This window comes from Pantoea eucrina (genome assembly GCF_002095385.1).
Taxonomy (GTDB): Bacteria; Pseudomonadota; Gammaproteobacteria; order Enterobacterales; family Enterobacteriaceae; genus Pantoea; species Pantoea eucrina.
The window spans coordinates 1-15,289 of record NZ_MIPP01000034.1; the positions used below are offsets into that span (position 1 = coordinate 1).

The 15,289-nt window shown below is 57.7% G+C and carries 17 protein-coding genes; 9 read left to right on the forward strand and 8 right to left on the reverse strand.

Annotated features, from left to right (window positions below):
* Together HA43_RS19070 and HA43_RS19025 are read left to right on the forward strand one after the other, a co-directional pair.
* Window positions 1–224, forward strand: a 224-nt coding sequence (locus HA43_RS19070) for a hypothetical protein (RefSeq protein ID WP_211279581.1), incomplete at its 5' end; no start/stop codon positions are given.
* Between the two features lie 73 nt (window positions 225–297).
* The gene (locus tag HA43_RS19025; protein WP_166714036.1) at window positions 298–444 is read left to right on the forward strand and encodes a hypothetical protein; all 147 of its coding nucleotides are present in this window, start codon (window positions 298–300) and stop codon (window positions 442–444) included.
* Window positions 445–512: 68 nt separating this feature from the next.
* Here HA43_RS19025 and HA43_RS13925 read toward each other — a convergent pair whose 3' ends face one another.
* The 4 genes from HA43_RS13925 to HA43_RS13940 form a co-directional block, all read right to left on the reverse strand.
* Window positions 513–794, reverse strand: a complete 282-nt coding sequence (locus tag HA43_RS13925) for a hypothetical protein (protein ID WP_039379385.1) — start codon at window positions 792–794, stop codon at window positions 513–515.
* Between the two features lie 255 nt (window positions 795–1,049).
* A complete protein-coding gene (locus HA43_RS13930) occupies window positions 1,050–1,853 on the reverse strand; it encodes a hypothetical protein (protein ID WP_094111912.1) in 804 nt (267 codons plus the stop codon).
* A gap of 9 nt (window positions 1,854–1,862) precedes the next feature.
* Window positions 1,863–2,315, reverse strand: coding sequence for a universal stress protein (locus tag HA43_RS13935; protein ID WP_039379390.1), 453 nt, complete (start codon window positions 2,313–2,315; stop codon window positions 1,863–1,865).
* Window positions 2,316–2,321: 6 nt separating this feature from the next.
* Entirely contained in the window at window positions 2,322–3,110 is a 789-nt protein-coding gene (locus HA43_RS13940; RefSeq protein ID WP_094111913.1) for an IclR family transcriptional regulator, read from the reverse strand.
* A gap of 152 nt (window positions 3,111–3,262) precedes the next feature.
* Between HA43_RS13940 and HA43_RS13945 the strand changes: the two genes are divergently transcribed.
* From HA43_RS13945 to ypdK, 3 genes are all read left to right on the forward strand, one after another.
* Window positions 3,263–4,867, forward strand: a complete 1,605-nt coding sequence (locus HA43_RS13945) for an MFS transporter (protein ID WP_094111914.1) — start codon at window positions 3,263–3,265, stop codon at window positions 4,865–4,867.
* 1 nt (window position 4,868) lies between these two features.
* On the forward strand, window positions 4,869–5,897 hold the full coding sequence (locus HA43_RS13950; protein WP_094111915.1) for an HlyD family secretion protein: 1,029 nt from the start codon (window positions 4,869–4,871) through the stop codon (window positions 5,895–5,897).
* 200 nt (window positions 5,898–6,097) lie between these two features.
* Window positions 6,098–6,169 (forward strand): membrane protein YpdK, encoded by a 72-nt coding sequence (ypdK, locus tag HA43_RS18730; RefSeq protein WP_006120362.1) that lies wholly within the window; start codon window positions 6,098–6,100, stop codon window positions 6,167–6,169.
* 41 nt (window positions 6,170–6,210) lie between these two features.
* On the opposite strand, the gene alaC is transcribed toward ypdK, so the two are convergent.
* Both alaC and HA43_RS13960 read right to left on the reverse strand, forming a co-directional pair.
* Window positions 6,211–7,446, reverse strand: a complete 1,236-nt coding sequence (alaC, locus tag HA43_RS13955; RefSeq protein WP_039379399.1) for an alanine transaminase — start codon at window positions 7,444–7,446, stop codon at window positions 6,211–6,213.
* Between the two features lie 119 nt (window positions 7,447–7,565).
* Complete coding sequence (locus HA43_RS13960; protein ID WP_094111916.1) at window positions 7,566–8,090, reverse strand: GNAT family N-acetyltransferase; 525 nt, start codon at window positions 8,088–8,090, stop codon at window positions 7,566–7,568.
* A 213-nt stretch (window positions 8,091–8,303) separates the two neighbouring features.
* Between HA43_RS13960 and HA43_RS13965 the strand changes: the two genes are divergently transcribed.
* Both HA43_RS13965 and HA43_RS13970 read left to right on the forward strand, forming a co-directional pair.
* The gene (locus HA43_RS13965; RefSeq protein ID WP_094111917.1) at window positions 8,304–9,995 is read left to right on the forward strand and encodes a sensor histidine kinase; all 1,692 of its coding nucleotides are present in this window, start codon (window positions 8,304–8,306) and stop codon (window positions 9,993–9,995) included.
* The gene (locus tag HA43_RS13970) at window positions 9,992–10,714 is read left to right on the forward strand and encodes a LytR/AlgR family response regulator transcription factor (protein ID WP_039379407.1); all 723 of its coding nucleotides are present in this window, start codon (window positions 9,992–9,994) and stop codon (window positions 10,712–10,714) included. Before HA43_RS13965 ends, HA43_RS13970 begins: the two co-directional genes overlap by 4 nt.
* A gap of 30 nt (window positions 10,715–10,744) precedes the next feature.
* Here HA43_RS13970 and glk read toward each other — a convergent pair whose 3' ends face one another.
* Window positions 10,745–11,710, reverse strand: a complete 966-nt coding sequence (glk, locus tag HA43_RS13975) for a glucokinase (protein WP_039379409.1) — start codon at window positions 11,708–11,710, stop codon at window positions 10,745–10,747.
* A 152-nt stretch (window positions 11,711–11,862) separates the two neighbouring features.
* Entirely contained in the window at window positions 11,863–13,518 is a 1,656-nt protein-coding gene (locus HA43_RS13980; protein ID WP_094111918.1) for an alpha-keto acid decarboxylase family protein, read from the reverse strand.
* Window positions 13,519–13,733: 215 nt separating this feature from the next.
* Here HA43_RS13980 and mgrA point away from each other — a divergent pair, with 215 nt between their 5' ends.
* Together mgrA and HA43_RS13990 are read left to right on the forward strand one after the other, a co-directional pair.
* Entirely contained in the window at window positions 13,734–14,723 is a 990-nt protein-coding gene (gene mgrA / locus HA43_RS13985; protein ID WP_094111919.1) for an L-glyceraldehyde 3-phosphate reductase, read from the forward strand.
* A gap of 148 nt (window positions 14,724–14,871) precedes the next feature.
* A complete protein-coding gene (locus tag HA43_RS13990) occupies window positions 14,872–15,258 on the forward strand; it encodes a DUF2502 domain-containing protein (protein ID WP_094111920.1) in 387 nt (128 codons plus the stop codon).
* Window positions 15,259–15,289 lie beyond the last annotated feature (31 nt).

The window sequence follows — 15,289 nt, forward strand, 5'->3', positions numbered from 1 at the left end:
GCGCCGTCAGGCAATTAACAGGCCTGCACTGCATAATTAACTTACAGGCGAGCGCTGTTATCCTGAGCGCTCGCATTTTTATTTTTCATCCGCAGGCGCGAATTATTGTCTTTCAGAATTATCGCGCTAATATAGCCTGCTATTCAGCTTATTCTGATTCAAATAGAAAAACCCGCTTTCCCGATCTTTTATTTAGACACATCTGGCAATATTTATCTAAATAACTCTACATTTGCTGCATCTTCACTCCACTATTCCGGCGTAATCTGACCTCACTGGAAAAGAGGAGGTCTTTCCATGAAAAAGCTTATTTCGTTAACGTCGATAGCGGTTATGGTCAGTTTGCTCAGCGGATGTATTATTGAGCACGACCGTGGCCGCGGCGCTGGCTGGGGTCATGACCGCGGCTGGCATCATGGCCACCATGGGCATCGTCACGGATAATCGGGCAAAGCGCACACAGCACTAATAAAAAACAAAAAACCAGGGCGGGAATATATCCCGCCCTTTTTTTAGCTTTTAATCGCGTAATTACACTGATACCAGGCTTTCTTTAATCCTGGCAGATGACTGTCCTGAGCAGGCAGAGAATCCACTTTATCAAAACCCCGCTCGCTGCAGTAATTTGCCAGGTCAACATTCATGGCATCCCGATTAAGGCTATGCGGATCGTAACGATATTGAACGGTGTTGGACGTATTATCTTCATCTACACGTTCAAATCCGCCAGGCTGATTAACGCTGCAGCCCGCCAGCATAATAAGCGCTAACGCGCCGGTAACGATATTTTTCATTCAGGTGTCCTCTTCAGGCGTCGAAGTGTAAACAACGATGCCACCGCGCGCCTATAGGAAAACGCGCGAAACAGTGTTAAGACCAGTGTTTTTGCCAATTGAATCAATAAAACCAAACGGCTTTTCTTATCATATGACAACTGCGATAGTGCAGTCAGACCACACGATGTCTGCTCCACACCAGGTAATATCAATAATAAGAAGATGTAACAAAGTGACCTTTGTGCCCGCGCTGAGCGGGCTTTTTTTCACCGGTTAGCCGTTGCTGTGCACCATATTACGTAAAAGGCCGGCGGCGCGCTTAGCAGGCAATGCGAGAATGGCGCTGTAGAGATCGATAGACATAGCACACAGCGCGCTGCGATCGACGGCGGTATCAGCCGGCTGATTAAGCTGCTGAAGTTTATTGCCCCATTTCCCATAAAGCCTGTCAACTATCTCACGCAGATCGCGGCGGGCCAGCGTCTGGTCGGTCTGCTGCTCTGCCCCCTGGCTGCTCAGCAGCAGGGCTTCAAGCGCATGACCGTCGCGCTGATAGAGTGCCGGAGTGAGCACCTCCTGCAGATTGATGCCGCCACTGACCTGCGGATAGAGGAACTGGAAACAGCGCTGCGGACTCTGCTGCTGCAGCGCCTGCATCTCTTCCACCGACACCTGAACATAGGCGATCACTGCATCATCGCTGGCGCGGGTCATACGTTTATTGACGATATCAGTCAGCCAGCCCCGCAGGTCGCCCAGCGCCTGTTCGGCGGAAACGCCCTGCTGCAGCTTATGCCGCAGTTCACGATTCAGTAATTGCCACAGCTCCGGCTCCTGAACCCTAAGCAGGCGATAGCCTGGCGCCGCGCTGAGCTGCTGCGCAACCGCCTCCATCTGTATCTTCTGTGCCTGACGCGGATGCAGCCAGCTAAACCAGATCAGATTAGCTGCCACAAGCGGCAGGATAAACAGCAGCACCCCCTGCCAGGCTCGCAGCGCCGTGGTGCGTACCAGCATCACAATCACCAGCGCCAGCAGTGCAAAAGCGGCCAGCACCGAAATAAAAAGCAGCGTCATAATACGGCGTTAATCCTTACGCACGTCCAGCAGAACCGGACAGGTCGCGCGTTCGATCACTGCCGCGCTGACCGAGCCTTTCAGCAGCCGGTTAAGCGGCGAGAGGTGCCGGCGTCCCATGATAATCATACTGGCGCGCAGTGCCGCAGCCTGCGCCACAATGGTTTCAGCGGCTTCACCCGCCAGGATGACGCCTCTGGCATTCACACCCGCCCGCAGCAGCGGAGCCAGCGCATGACGCACCACCATCTCGGCGGTGTTCTGCTCATCTTTTGCCGCGACAAAATCATCCGGATCTTCACCGGCGTCAATTTCGATAGGCTGGCTGCAGGCTGAATAGGCGGGATCGATACAGCATAGCACCGTGACCGGGGCGTTGAGCGCCAGCGCCTGTTCAAGGGTCAGCGCAATCACTTTCTCCGCGACCGGTGAGTTATCGATAGCCATTAACAACATTTTCATGAGTCGTTACCTCTTCTCCACAGCGGTTATTTTGCCAATTTCGCGCAGCAGCGCCTCTTTACAGGTGATGATCTCTTTGCGATAGCGCGCTTCATGTTGCGCAAAGCGCGCGCCGGGAACCAGCAGCGAGATAGAGAAACGTCCGAACAGTGTGTCAATGGCGACCGCCAGGGTGGTGATCCCTTCAAGCGTTTCACCGCGATCGATCGCCAGGCCACTGCTGCGTACTTCAGCAATCAGCGCCATCAGCTGCGGCAGCGTTTTTACCGTTTTATCCGTGAGTTCCTGCCAGGCATCGCCCACCAGCAGCTGTACATCTTCATCGCTCTCCAGCGCCAGCAGCGCCCGGCCGCCGGAGGTACTGTAGAGCGGCAGATTAAGCCCCATCCGCGGTACGACCCGCAGCTCGCGCGGCGCCACGACATAATGCACGATCGCCAGCTGCGTCCCGCTGGCGCGCGCCAGCGAGACAGTTTCATTAACCGTTGCTGAGAGCTGTTCCAGCAGCGGACGCGCCAGCTCCACCACATCTGTATGGACGCTGGAGATCAGTTTCAGCAGAGCTGGCCCCAGCCTGAGCCCCCCTGCCCCGCTACTGCGCACCAGCTGAGCGTTGTCGAGCGCTGCCACAATACGCTGTACCGTGGAGCGCGGCAGGTTCACCACCTGCGCAATTTCGCCCAGACTCATACCGCCGGGATGTTCACCCAGCGCATGTAAAATTTTTGCCGCACGCGCAATGACCTGAATGCCACCCGCTTTTTCATCCTCACGGCCTGAGGCAGATCCCACCATAATGCGTTCCTTATGAGCCTGCTTTACTGTAGCGCGAATGATCGCACTTTTGTACCTGCGTATCACATTGCAATACATCATACCGGCATGTAAGATGCGCGTCCTGTATCACATCGTAATACACTGCATCATAATTTCATGAGAGTTCTGCTATGACCGCTTCGCCCGCTGCTCCGCCAGCTCCGCACCCATTTACATTGCGCCTGGCTCTTGGGCTGGCGGGCGTGCTGATCGCGGCGCTGACGTCAGGGCTCAACGATCGGGTCACGGATATTGCGCTGGCAGATATCCGCGCCGCTATCGGTATCAGTCACGATCGCGGCAGCTGGATTGTCTCCGGCTATCAGGCGGCTGAAGTCGCCGCAATGATGATCGCGCCCTGGTTCGCCGTCACCTTTTCTCTGCGCCGCTTTGCCCTGGTGGTTTCTGCCGGCTTTATGCTGTGCGGCCTGGTGCTGCCGCTGACGCAGGATGCGACGCTGTTTATTGCGCTGCGCGTGCTGCAGGGTATCTTTGGCGGCGCGCTGCCGCCCTTGCTGATGACAGTGGCGCTGCGCTTTCTGCCGCCGCCGATCAAACTCTATGGCCTGGGCGCCTATGCGCTCACCGCCACCTTTGGCCCCAATATGGCGGCCTCGCTGGCGGCGTTCTGGACCGATGAAGTGGGCTGGACGTTTGTGTTCTGGCAGGTAGTCCCGGCCATGCTGCTGGCAATGACGCTGATTGCCTGGGGACTGCCGCAGGATCCGCTGCGCCTGGAGCGCTTTCGGCAGATCGACCTGTTTGGCATGCTTACCGGCTGCGCCGGCATGGCGCTGCTGATTCTGGCCCTGACTCAGGGGGAACGGCTGGACTGGCTCAGCTCACCGCTGTTTACCGCCATGCTGCTGAGTGCGCTGGCGCTGCTGACGGTGTTTCTGATTAACGAGTGGTTTCATCCGCTGCCGCTGTTCAGGCTGCAGATGCTGCGCCGTTCCAACCTGGCGCACGGCCTGCTGGCGCTGATGGCGGTGCTGATTCTGGCACTCTCCGGTTCAGCGCTGCCTTCGCTCTATTTTGGTCAGGTAGAGGGATTTCGCACGCTGCAGTTTGCGCCGCTGGCGCTGACCGTGGGCCTGCCGCAGCTGCTGATTGCCCCGCTGATCGCCGCTTTGCTGAACATTCGCCGGGTCGATTGCCGCTGGGTGTTGTGCTGCGGCGTGCTGCTGCTGGTCACCGCCTGCCTGCTGGGAACGCAGATTACCACTGACTGGGCGCGGCAGAATTTCTGGCTGATGCAGATCCTGCAGGCGTTCGGACAGCCGATGGTGATCCTGCCGGTGCTGATGAGTGCCACCAGCGTTGTGGCGCCGCCGGAGGGCCCTTTTGCTTCCGCCATGTTTAACACCGTGCGCGGTTTTTCCAGCATCGCGGCCAGCACGCTGGTGGAGTGGTTTATCAGCCATCGCGAACAGTTCCACTCGCATGTGCTGGTGGATCAGGCGGCCAGCCGCAGCTGGCTGATGACCGCGACCAGCAGCGCGCAGGCAAACAGCAGCACTCCCCTGCTGCCGGACGGCAGCGCCAGTAGCGTGCAGAACCTGAGCGGATTTGCCGCCCTGCTGAAACATCAGGCGCTGGTACTCAGCCTGAGCGACGCCTGGCTGATGCTGACCACCTTTGGCGCCCTGCTGCTGCTGCTGACGCTCTGTCTGGCGCACCGCGTCTGGCCGCCTCAAACATTGATTCAACCTGTTACGCCACGTCGGGAAAACTGATATGCAACTCTCTGCTGTAAAAAGAACGGCGCTGCTAAGCGCCCTGTTAGTGCTGCTGCTCGCGCTCGCCTTTCTCCTCTGGCGTGCGATGACCACCAACGATCATCGCACCGATGATGCCTGGGTTAATGCGGATTACACGCTGGTCGCCCCCAAAGTTTCAGGCTATATCGCCCGGGTCAGCGTGCAGGATAACCAGCACGTCCGGGCGGGCGATCTGCTGGCAACGCTTGACGATCGCGATTTTCGCGTGGCGCTGGAAACCGCGCGCGCTTCGCTGCAGGTCAGCGAGGCTAAGCGGCTAAGCACCCAGGCGCAGCTGGCGCAGCAGCAGGCGACGATTAATCAGGCAAAAGCGACGCTGGCGGCCAGTGAGGCAGCGGCCCGCTACGCCGGCCAGAACGCCGCACGTTATAATCAGCTTTATAAAAGTGGCACCATTGCGGCTGACGATCAGCAAAAAGCGGATACTAACCAGCGTTCCGCTTCGGCGACGGTACGACAGAGTGAGGCGGCGCTGGACGCGGCGCTTAAGCAGGTTAATGTCCTGCAGGCGGCCGTGCGTCAGGCGGAAGCGGATGTCGCAGTCGCGCAGGCGAATGTCGACCAGGCGCAGCTTAATCTCTCTTATACCCGCATTGTTGCGCCGGTAGAGGGCACGGTCGGCCAGCGTACCGTACGTCCGGGCGCCTATGTCAGCGCCGGCAGCCGCCTGCTGGCAGTGGTGCCGCTGCAGCAGCTCTACATTACGGCTAACTATCTGGAAACCCAGCTGACCGACGTGCGGCCAGGGCAAAAGGTCAGCGTTACTGTTGATGCGCTACCGGGTAAAACTTTTACCGGGCGTATCGACAGCATTGCGCCGGCAACAGGGGCAACCTTCTCGGCAATTTCACCTGATAATGCAACGGGTAACTACACTAAAGTGGTTCAGCGTCTGCCGGTAAAGATTGTGCTTGATGCGGGTCAGCCCGATCTGGCGCAGCTGCGCGTCGGCATGTCGGCGATCCCGCACATTCAGACCCAATAAATTGTGAGCAATATCTCAGAACCGGCCTATTTATTTCTGGATCGATTCCGCGTAAATTAGCGCCCGATCCTGTTCCGGTCTGGCCGGGACCACCTGAGTAGAAAGCGTGTAGCGTTAATGAACTCCACCTTTCTCTTATTCTGTTCGGGTTACGCTGGTCTGGGATCGCCATCACGGTAACCGCACAGAGGAGTTATGTTGTGAAATACGCTTTGATGGGCATCTCTTTTTTCGTGTTGCTTTGGGTCGGCACCTTTGTGCTGATGCTCTGAGTACCGGACGGGGCGACCATACCAGTCGCCCCGACGCACGCTTAACGCGTCTCTTCTGCTTCTTTTACCGCTCCCGGTAAGATACCGTCGGCGCGGAACATCGCCTTAATTCCCCGCACCGCCTGACGAATGCGATCGCTGTTTTCAATCAGCGCAAAGCGCACGTGTGTATCACCATATTCACCAAAACCGATGCCCGGCGACACGCAGACTTTGGCCTCCTGCAGCAGCAGTTTGGCAAACTCCAGCGAGCCAAGATGCGCGTAGCGTTCCGGGATTTTTGCCCAGACGTACATCGATGCCTTAGGCAGATCCACCATCCAGCCCGCTTCATGCAGCCCTTTTACCAGCACATCACGCCGGCGCTTATACTGCTCAGCGATATCGCGCACGCACTGCTGATCGCCCTCCAGCGCGGCAATGGCTGCCACCTGTAGCGGCGTGAATGTCCCGTAATCGTGATAGCTTTTGATGCGCGCCAGCGCCGCTACCAGCTCTTTGTTTCCTGTCATGAAACCGATACGCCATCCCGCCATATTGTAGCTTTTGGAGAGCGTAAAGAACTCTACCGCCACGTCGCGCGCACCCGGCACCTGCATGATTGAGGGCGCTTTCCAGCCGTCGTAGGTGATGTCAGCGTAGGCGAGATCGTGGATCACCAGCACGTTATACTGTTTTGCCAGCGCAATAACCCGTTCAAAAAAGTCGAGTTCGACGCACTGAGCGGTGGGATTAGAAGGGAAGCCGAGGATCATCATTTTCGGCTTTGGATAGCTTTCGCGAATTGCACGCTCCAGCTCAGTAAAGAAATCCACGCCCGCGACCAGCGGCACGGAGCGAACCTGCGCCCCGGCGATCACCGCGCCATAAATATGGATAGGATAGCTGGGGTTGGGCACCAGCACGGTGTCACCGTGATCGAGCGTGGCGAGCATCAGGTGCGCCAGTCCCTCTTTGGAGCCGATAGTCACAATCGCTTCTGACTCCGGATCGATATCCACCTGATAGCGCTCAGCGTACCAGCGCGAAATCGCCCGGCGCAGGCGCGGAATACCTTTTGAGGTGGAGTAGCCGTGCGTATCTTCACGCTGCGCCACCTGACAGAGCTTTTCCACAATATGCGGCGGCGTAGCGCCATCCGGATTCCCCATTGAAAAGTCGATAATATCTTCGCCGCGCCGACGCGCAGCCATCTTCAGTTCAGCGGTGATGTTGAATACGTATGGGGGAAGGCGTTCTATACGCGAGAAACGACGGGGTATGCTGTTATCAGCCATGATGTCCTCAGGATTACGTGAGCGCCCGGACCGTCCGAGCGACGCGGATCACTTGCTGTGACCTCACCCCGAACATAGCGCGCTGTGAGCTGCGCTGTCGAGAGCAGCAGAAAATTTTTTTATTTTTCGGGATTCAGGCAGCCAAACACCCAATCGTTTACCCACTGTCCATTTAACAGATAATTATCCCGCAGAGTCCCCTCCAGCATAAAATTATTCTTTTCCAGAATGCGTCGGGATGGCCAGTTTCCCTCAATTACCAGCGCTTTCAGCTTATGAAATTCTGCGCTGAACAGAAAGTGAACCAGCGCCGCCAGCGCTTCGCTGCCGTAGCCCTGCCCGATGTGGCTATGGCGCAGCATATAGCCAACTTCCGCCTGGCGATAAGGGTGCCACTCGGCGCTGCAGCCAAACAGGCCTATCGGTTCCTGATTTGTTTGCAGGCGCGCCACCAGGCACAGCATATGAAAGCTGGCGGGCTGCCACGGCGCCAGGCGTTCATTGAAACGCTGACGAATGTCGTTTTCATCGGGAATTTCGCTTACCCAGGTCATGGTGGCAGCGTCTTCATGTACCGCTTTGAAGATCTGCCAGTCCTCCGGCTGCAACCGGCTCAGGGTTAATCGCGGGGTCTGAAGTTGCATGGCGGCGCTCCGCTACGGGGAATAGTGCAACATAGCAAACTGCCGCAGCGACAGCCAGGGCGCCATTAATGGCGCCCCTGTGCGCCTCCGCACGGGCCGCATTTATGCGGCCCGTTAAACCCGGAGCGCTATGCTGGCGCATTGCGCGCGCATTTTTTATTATGACGCCACCGATATTCTGTCCCGGAAATGCCTGTGCCCTTCCATTTTGACATGCTGCTGGCGGTATTCGATCGCGCAGCGCTGATGCTCATCTGCCTCTTTTTTCTCACCCGCACCCGGGTATTGCGCCAGCTGCTGCAGAAAGATGAACACACGCTGAGCGAGAAAGCGATCGTCACCGTGATTTTCTCGCTGTTTGCGCTGTTCAGCACCTGGTCCGGCGTGGCGGTGGATGGCTCGCTGCTGAATGTCCGCGTCATTGCGGTGATGGCGGGCGGCATTCTGTTTGGCCCCTGGGTGGGCGTGACGACCGGCGTCATTGCCGGGCTGCACCGCTTCCTGATCGACATAGATGGCGTCACGTCAGTACCCTGCCTGATCACCAGCATTGTGGCCGGTATCGCCTCTGGCGTAATTAATCGCCGGGTCAGCAAAGAGCAGCGCTGGGGGGCCGGCATAGTGGGCGGCATGCTGTGCGAGGCGCTGACTATGCTGCTGATCCTGTTATGGGCAAAGCCTGCAGCGCTCGGCCTGACGATTGTCTCGGAAATCGCCCTGCCGATGATTCTGGGTGCCTCCAGTATCGGACTGATTGTGCTGCTGGTGCAGAGCGTAGAGGGAGAAAAAGAGGCGATCGCCGCCCGGCAGGCCAAACTTGCGCTGGAGATAGCGAATAAAACGCTGCCGCTGTTTCGGCAGGTAAACAGCGATGCGCTGCGCGAAGTGTGCGATATTATCCGGCGCGACATCCACGCTGACGCGGTTGCCATTACCAATACGCAGCAGATTCAGGCGTATGTCGGCTATGGTGAACAGAACTACCATAATGGCGATGATGGCATCAGCCCCACTACCGCACAGGCGATTGCCAGCGGAAAAATCATCATCAAAAACAACGACGAAGCGCATCGCACGCGCGATATTCACTCAATGCTGGTGATCCCGCTCTGGGAACAGGGTCAGGTGACCGGGACGCTGAAAATTTACTATCGCCGGGCGCATCGCATTACCGGCTCGCTGAAAGAGATGGCTATCGGGCTGTCGCAGATTATCTCGACCCAGCTGGAGGTATCGCGCGCTGAGCAGCTGCGTGAAATGGCCAATAAGGCGGAACTCCGTGCCCTGCAGAGCAAAATTAACCCTCACTTTTTGTTTAATGCCCTGAACGCTATCTCTGCCTCAATCCGGATGAATCCCGATACTGCCCGTCAGCTGGTTATCAACCTGTCGCGCTACCTGCGCTACAACCTTGAACTCAATGAGGATGAGCTGATCGATATCAAGAAAGAGCTGTGGCAGGTAAAAGATTATATTGCCATTGAGCAGGCTCGCTTCGGCGATAAGCTGTCAATGATCTACGATATCGACGACGATCTGCACTTTACTCTGCCCAGCCTGCTGATTCAGCCGCTGGTGGAAAATGCTATCGTGCACGGCATTCAGCCATGCCGGGGCAAAGGCGTGGTGACGCTCAGCGTGAAAGATCTGGGCGATCGGGTGCGTATCGCCGTACGCGACACCGGACCGGGGATCAGCGACGAGGTGATGCGCCGCGTTGCGCGCAATGAGATGCCAGGCAATAAAATTGGCCTGCTGAACGTTCACCATCGTGTCAGACTGCTGACCGGCCAGGGGCTGATTATCATGCGTCACCAGCCGGGAACGGAAATCGCCTTTAGCCTGCCGAAAAACAGCCAGCCTCTCCCTGCCGCGCTCAGCGTTCAACCGGAAATAACAGTATGAAAGCCATAATAGTGGAAGATGAATTTCTGGCGCGCCAGGAGCTCAGCTGGATGATTCAGCAGCATAGTCAGATCACGGTTGAAGCAAGCTTTGATGACGGGCTGGATGTGCTGAAATATCTGCAGACGCACCGGGTCGACGTGATTTTCCTCGATATTAATATTCCGTCGCTCGATGGCATGCTGCTGGCGCAGAATATTCATCAGTTTACCCACAAGCCCCTGATTGTTTTTATCACTGCCTGGAAAGATTATGCGGTGGAGGCGTTTGAACTCGACGCGTTTGACTACATCCTCAAGCCCTATCATGAGGCGCGCATCATCACCATGCTAAACAAGCTGGAGGCCACCACGCAGCCGCCGCCGCCGCAGAACAGCCCGGCTGTTGCGCCGCAGACGGTGAATCTGCAGAAAGATGAGCGCATCATCGTTACCGATATCAACGATATTTATTATGTAGAAGCGCATGAAAAGCTGACGTTTGTGTATACGCGGCGGGAAGCCTACGTGATGTCAGTGGCCATCAGTGAGTTCTGCAGCCGGCTGCCGGAGGCGCTGTTTTTTCGCTGTCATCGCTCTTACTGTGTGAACCTGAGTAAAATTCGCGAGATAGAGCCGTGGTTTAATAATACCTATCTGGTGAAGCTGCGCGATCTGGAAGCGCAGGTGCCGGTAAGCCGCAGCAAAGCCAGACCGTTCCGGCAGCTGATGCGGCTGTAAGGCGGACGACCCGCGCCGTCCGCCGCTGTGTCAGAGCACGCGGCCCAGCGCCTGACGCAGATGCGCGCCGGCACCCAGCAGGCCGGGCTGATCGTGCGTGATCATATACACCGGAATATCGACCAGATAGTCGCGGAAACGTCCCTTATCTTCAAACGCCGCGCGAAAACCGGAGGCTTTGAAAAAGTCGAGGAAGCGCGGCACGATGCCGCCCGCAATATAAACGCCACCAAAGGTGCCGAGGTTCAGCGCCAGGTTGCCGCCAAAGCGTCCCATGATCACGCAGAACAGCGTCAGCGCGCGACGGCAGTCGATACAGGTATCCTGCAGTGCCCGCTCGGTCACATCTTTGGGCTTGAGGTTTTGCGGCTCGCGCGCGTCAGATTTCACAATCGCGCGGTAAAGGTTGACCAGTCCGGCTCCTGACAGCACGCGCTCGGCAGAAACGTGGCCCATCTCTGCACGCAGCACTTCGAGGATCTGATCTTCCTCTTCGCTGTTCGGCGCGAAATCGACGTGGCCGCCCTCACCCGGCAGACTGACCCAGCGCTGATTGACGTGTACCAGATGACTGACGCCCAGTCCGGTGCCCGCACCGTAGATAGCGATCGGCTTATCTTTAACCGGCGCTTTGCCGCCAAACTGGATCACTTCGTTTTCCGTCAGCATCGGGATCGCCATAGAGACGGCGGTGAAGTCGTTGATAATTTCCAGCGTGCTGAAGCCCAGATTCTGTTTCATCTGGCGCGTTGAGAATGCCCAGTCGTGGTTGGTCATCTCGACCCAGTCTTCGGTGATCGGACAGGCGATAGCGATACAGCCATCAGTCACTGCCTGCTGCTGTTCCGCCAGATAGAAACGGATAACGGCTTCAAGATTGTCGTAGTCTGATGTGGAGAATGTTTTGGCGTGTGAGATGGCGCCGGTCTCTACCTCACACAGCGCGAGACGAGCGTTAGTACCGCCCACATCGCCGACCAGGGCGTATTTTGTCATTCTTCTGCTGCTCCGCTTGGGTCATAAATAGTGGCAAACACTATAGAAGCCTGCCAATAAAACAACAACGCCCGCCGGTGAGGCGGACGCTGTTAATCCAGTGTGATGCACAGCCTGGCGATTGTCAGGCCATCTGTATAGAGGCAACTTTCTTAAACTGCACCACTATTACGCTGATGCAGGGCGGCGGTAACTTTGCGCAGCAGCGGCGGCAGATCCTGTTTTTCCATTACCACTTCAATCAGCGACAAACGCGCGGTTTTGCTGACCACCGCCATCGCCGCCTCCAGCTGCGCGGTTTCGCTGACCCGCCAGCTCTGCGCCGCCCCTTCCAGGCTCATCGCCTGCGGCAGTGCGGTCCAGTTCCAGCGCGCAATGTCATTATAACGCTGTTCCGGACCGTGAATGGCGCGCTCTACGGTATAGCCGTCGTTATTGAGCAGGAAAATCACCGGGCGCTGGCCGTCACGCTGCATGGAGCCCAGCTCCTGAATAGTCAGCTGTGCTGAGCCATCGCCAATGATCAGGATCACCCGGCTGTCGGGCCGCGCCGTCTGCGCACCAAACGCCGCCGGCAGCGTATAGCCAATCGATCCCCACAGCGGCTGTACCAGCAGCTGCGCCCCCTCCGGCAGCTGCAGGGCCGCTGCGCCAAATGCCGCCGTACCCTGATCGGCAAGGATAATATCACCCGGCAGCAGGAAGTGCTGCATTGCCTGCCAGAATGCCTGCTGAGTGATTATCCCTGCAGCAATCTGATGATTTTCCTCGCACTGCATGCTCTCTCCGGTCGGCCAGCGCGGGCAGTGACGCTGATAAACCGGCTGCAGCGCCGCCAGCGCCGCCTTCATTGGCAGCGCAAAGCGCTCGCCCGCCACACAGCTGTGAAACGGCTGGATATCGATAACGCGTTCAGCGGAGAGCTGCTGGGTGAAGCCAGCGGTCAGCGTGTCGGTAAAGCGCACGCCCGCGCACAGCGTCACATCCGTCTCCTCAATCGCCCTGCGGATAGCGATGCTGCTGCCCGCCGCCGCGTAAGTGCCGACAAAACCAGGCTGCTGTTCATTGAGCACGCCTTTGCCCATCAGCAGCGTCGCTGACGGGATCGCGCGCAGCTCACGCAGTCCGGCCAGCTGTGCGGCAGCCCCCCAGCGTGCGGCGAGAAAATCAGCCAGCAGCGCCACGCGCTGTGCCGGTGCCAGCAGACGCTCAGCCGCCGCCGCAAAGGCTGCAGCGGCATCTGCGTTTTCGCTGTGCGGCTCAGCGCGGGCTGACGGCGGGGTTATCGCTGCCGCGGCCACATCCACCGCCAGCAGCAGGTAGCCCGGCCGATGCTCATGCAGTGCAGTGCTTACCACGCGATCGATCTCCGCCGCGGCGTTCTCTGCGGTAAGCACCGCTGTCGCGGCGTTGACCTCCTGCGCCATGCGCAGAAAATGGTGAAAATCACCGTCGCCCAGCGAATGGTGCACGCACTCCCCCTGCTGCTGCACCGTCAGCGCCGGCGCACCGACAATCTGGATCACCGGCACATACTCGGCATAGCTGCCGGCGATGCCGTTAATCGCGCTCAGCTCACCCACGCCAAAGGTGGTCAGCAGCGCTGCCGCGCCCTGACAGCGGCCATAGCCGTCAGCGGCATAGGCGGCGTTAAGCTCGTTGGCACAGCCGACCCAGGCGATCGCCGGATGCGCGATCACGCTGTCGAGAAACTGCAGATTATAATCGCCCGGCACCCCAAACAGGTGACGGATGCCAGCCTGTTCCAGCCGCTGTAACAGATAGTCGCTTACGGTGAACGTCTTCATCTGATGCTCCTTCCAGGGGGAATGTTCTGGAGTATCAGTGATGGGTCTGAAATGAAGCGACTTTTTCATCGCGATTGCGCCGGGCGCAATGGCAAGCATTCGTTACGGCATGATATCTCTCTGCAGAATGGGATCTTTCACGCTTTTTAGCGCAGTGTAAACGCATACACTGAGCGGCCAGAATACGCTTTTTTATTACAGGATAACCTCAAGCCATGCCTGTTTTTCCTCATCCCGATCGTTATCAGCAGATGCACTATCGTCGCAGTGGCCAGAGCGGCCTGAAACTGCCCGCTATTTCACTGGGACTCTGGCACAACTTTGGTGATGCGACGCGCGTTGATACCAGTCGCGAACTGCTGCGTCACGCCTTTAACTGCGGTATTACCCATTTCGATTTGGCCAATAACTATGGTCCGCCGCCCGGCTCAGCAGAGAGTAACTTTGGCCGTATTTTACGGGAGGATTTTTCCGGTCTGCGCGATGAGCTGGTGATTTCGACTAAAGCGGGATACACCATGTGGGATGGCCCCTATGGTGACTGGGGGTCGCGTAAATACCTGATTGCCAGTCTCGATCAGAGCCTGAAACGCATGGGTCTGGAGTATGTGGATATCTTTTATCATCATCGTCCCGATCCGCATACGCCGCTGGAAGAGACGATGCGCGCGCTCGATCATTGCGTGCGTCAGGGGAAAGCGCTCTACGTTGCGCTTTCTAATTATCCGGCTGAGCAGGCCGCACGCGCCATAGCGCTGCTGCGTGAACTGGGCACGCCGTGTCTGATTCATCAGCCACGTTATTCTCTGTTTGAACGCGGTCCTGAACAGGGTCTGCTGGATGTGCTGGGCGAACAGGGAACCGGCTGCATCGCCTTTTCGCCGCTGGCGGGCGGCATACTGACCGATCGCTATTTACAGGGTGTTCCGCAGGATTCACGCGCCGCCAGCGGCAGTAAATTTCTGAATGAGGACCAGCTTACCGCAGATAAAATGGAAAGAGTCCGGCAGTTGCAGGCGCTGGCGCAGCAGCGCGGGCAGAAGCTGGCGCAGATGGCGCTTAGCTGGGTATTACGCGATCCACGCATCACTTCTGTGCTGATTGGTGCCAGCAAAACCGCGCAGATTGACGATGCAGTAGCGATGCTGAGCCAGCCGGCGCTTACCTCCGAAGAGCTGCAGTCCATTGATCAGATCCTGATGTAACCGCTCTCTTTTACGGCAGCAGAGACTATTAACAGCCCACATAATCTGCTGCCGTCGTGTTTTTTCAGACTAAATCTCAAGGCTAAGCTGGTCCGATGTGGCACACTGGCCTGACGGCAGCAGTGATAAGCTGTCGCAAGGAGATAACATGAAATCTGCACTTTTCGTTGCCGTTTTGCTGGCAACATTATCGCCGCTGGTGCCACACACAGCCCATGCTACCAGCGCTACCATCAATCTTGCTCCCGGCGTCAGTTTACAGCTGGGTGAACGCGACCGTCGCGGCTATTACTGGGATGGCGGGAACTGGCGCGAACCGCGCTGGTGGAACGACCGCTACCAGTATAATGAACATCGCTGGTGGCGCCATGAAGAGTGGAAACGTCATAAAGCGTGGGAGCGCGACCGCGAACATGAACGACGCCGGCACGAGCGGGAGCGCTGGCGTGAACAGGATCGTCATCATGAACGGGAACGTCGCGCGCACTGGCGACACGGTGGCCCGCCGCATCATCATCATGACCACCATCACTGATCCCTCTCCCGGCGCTTTGGCGCCGGCTTTT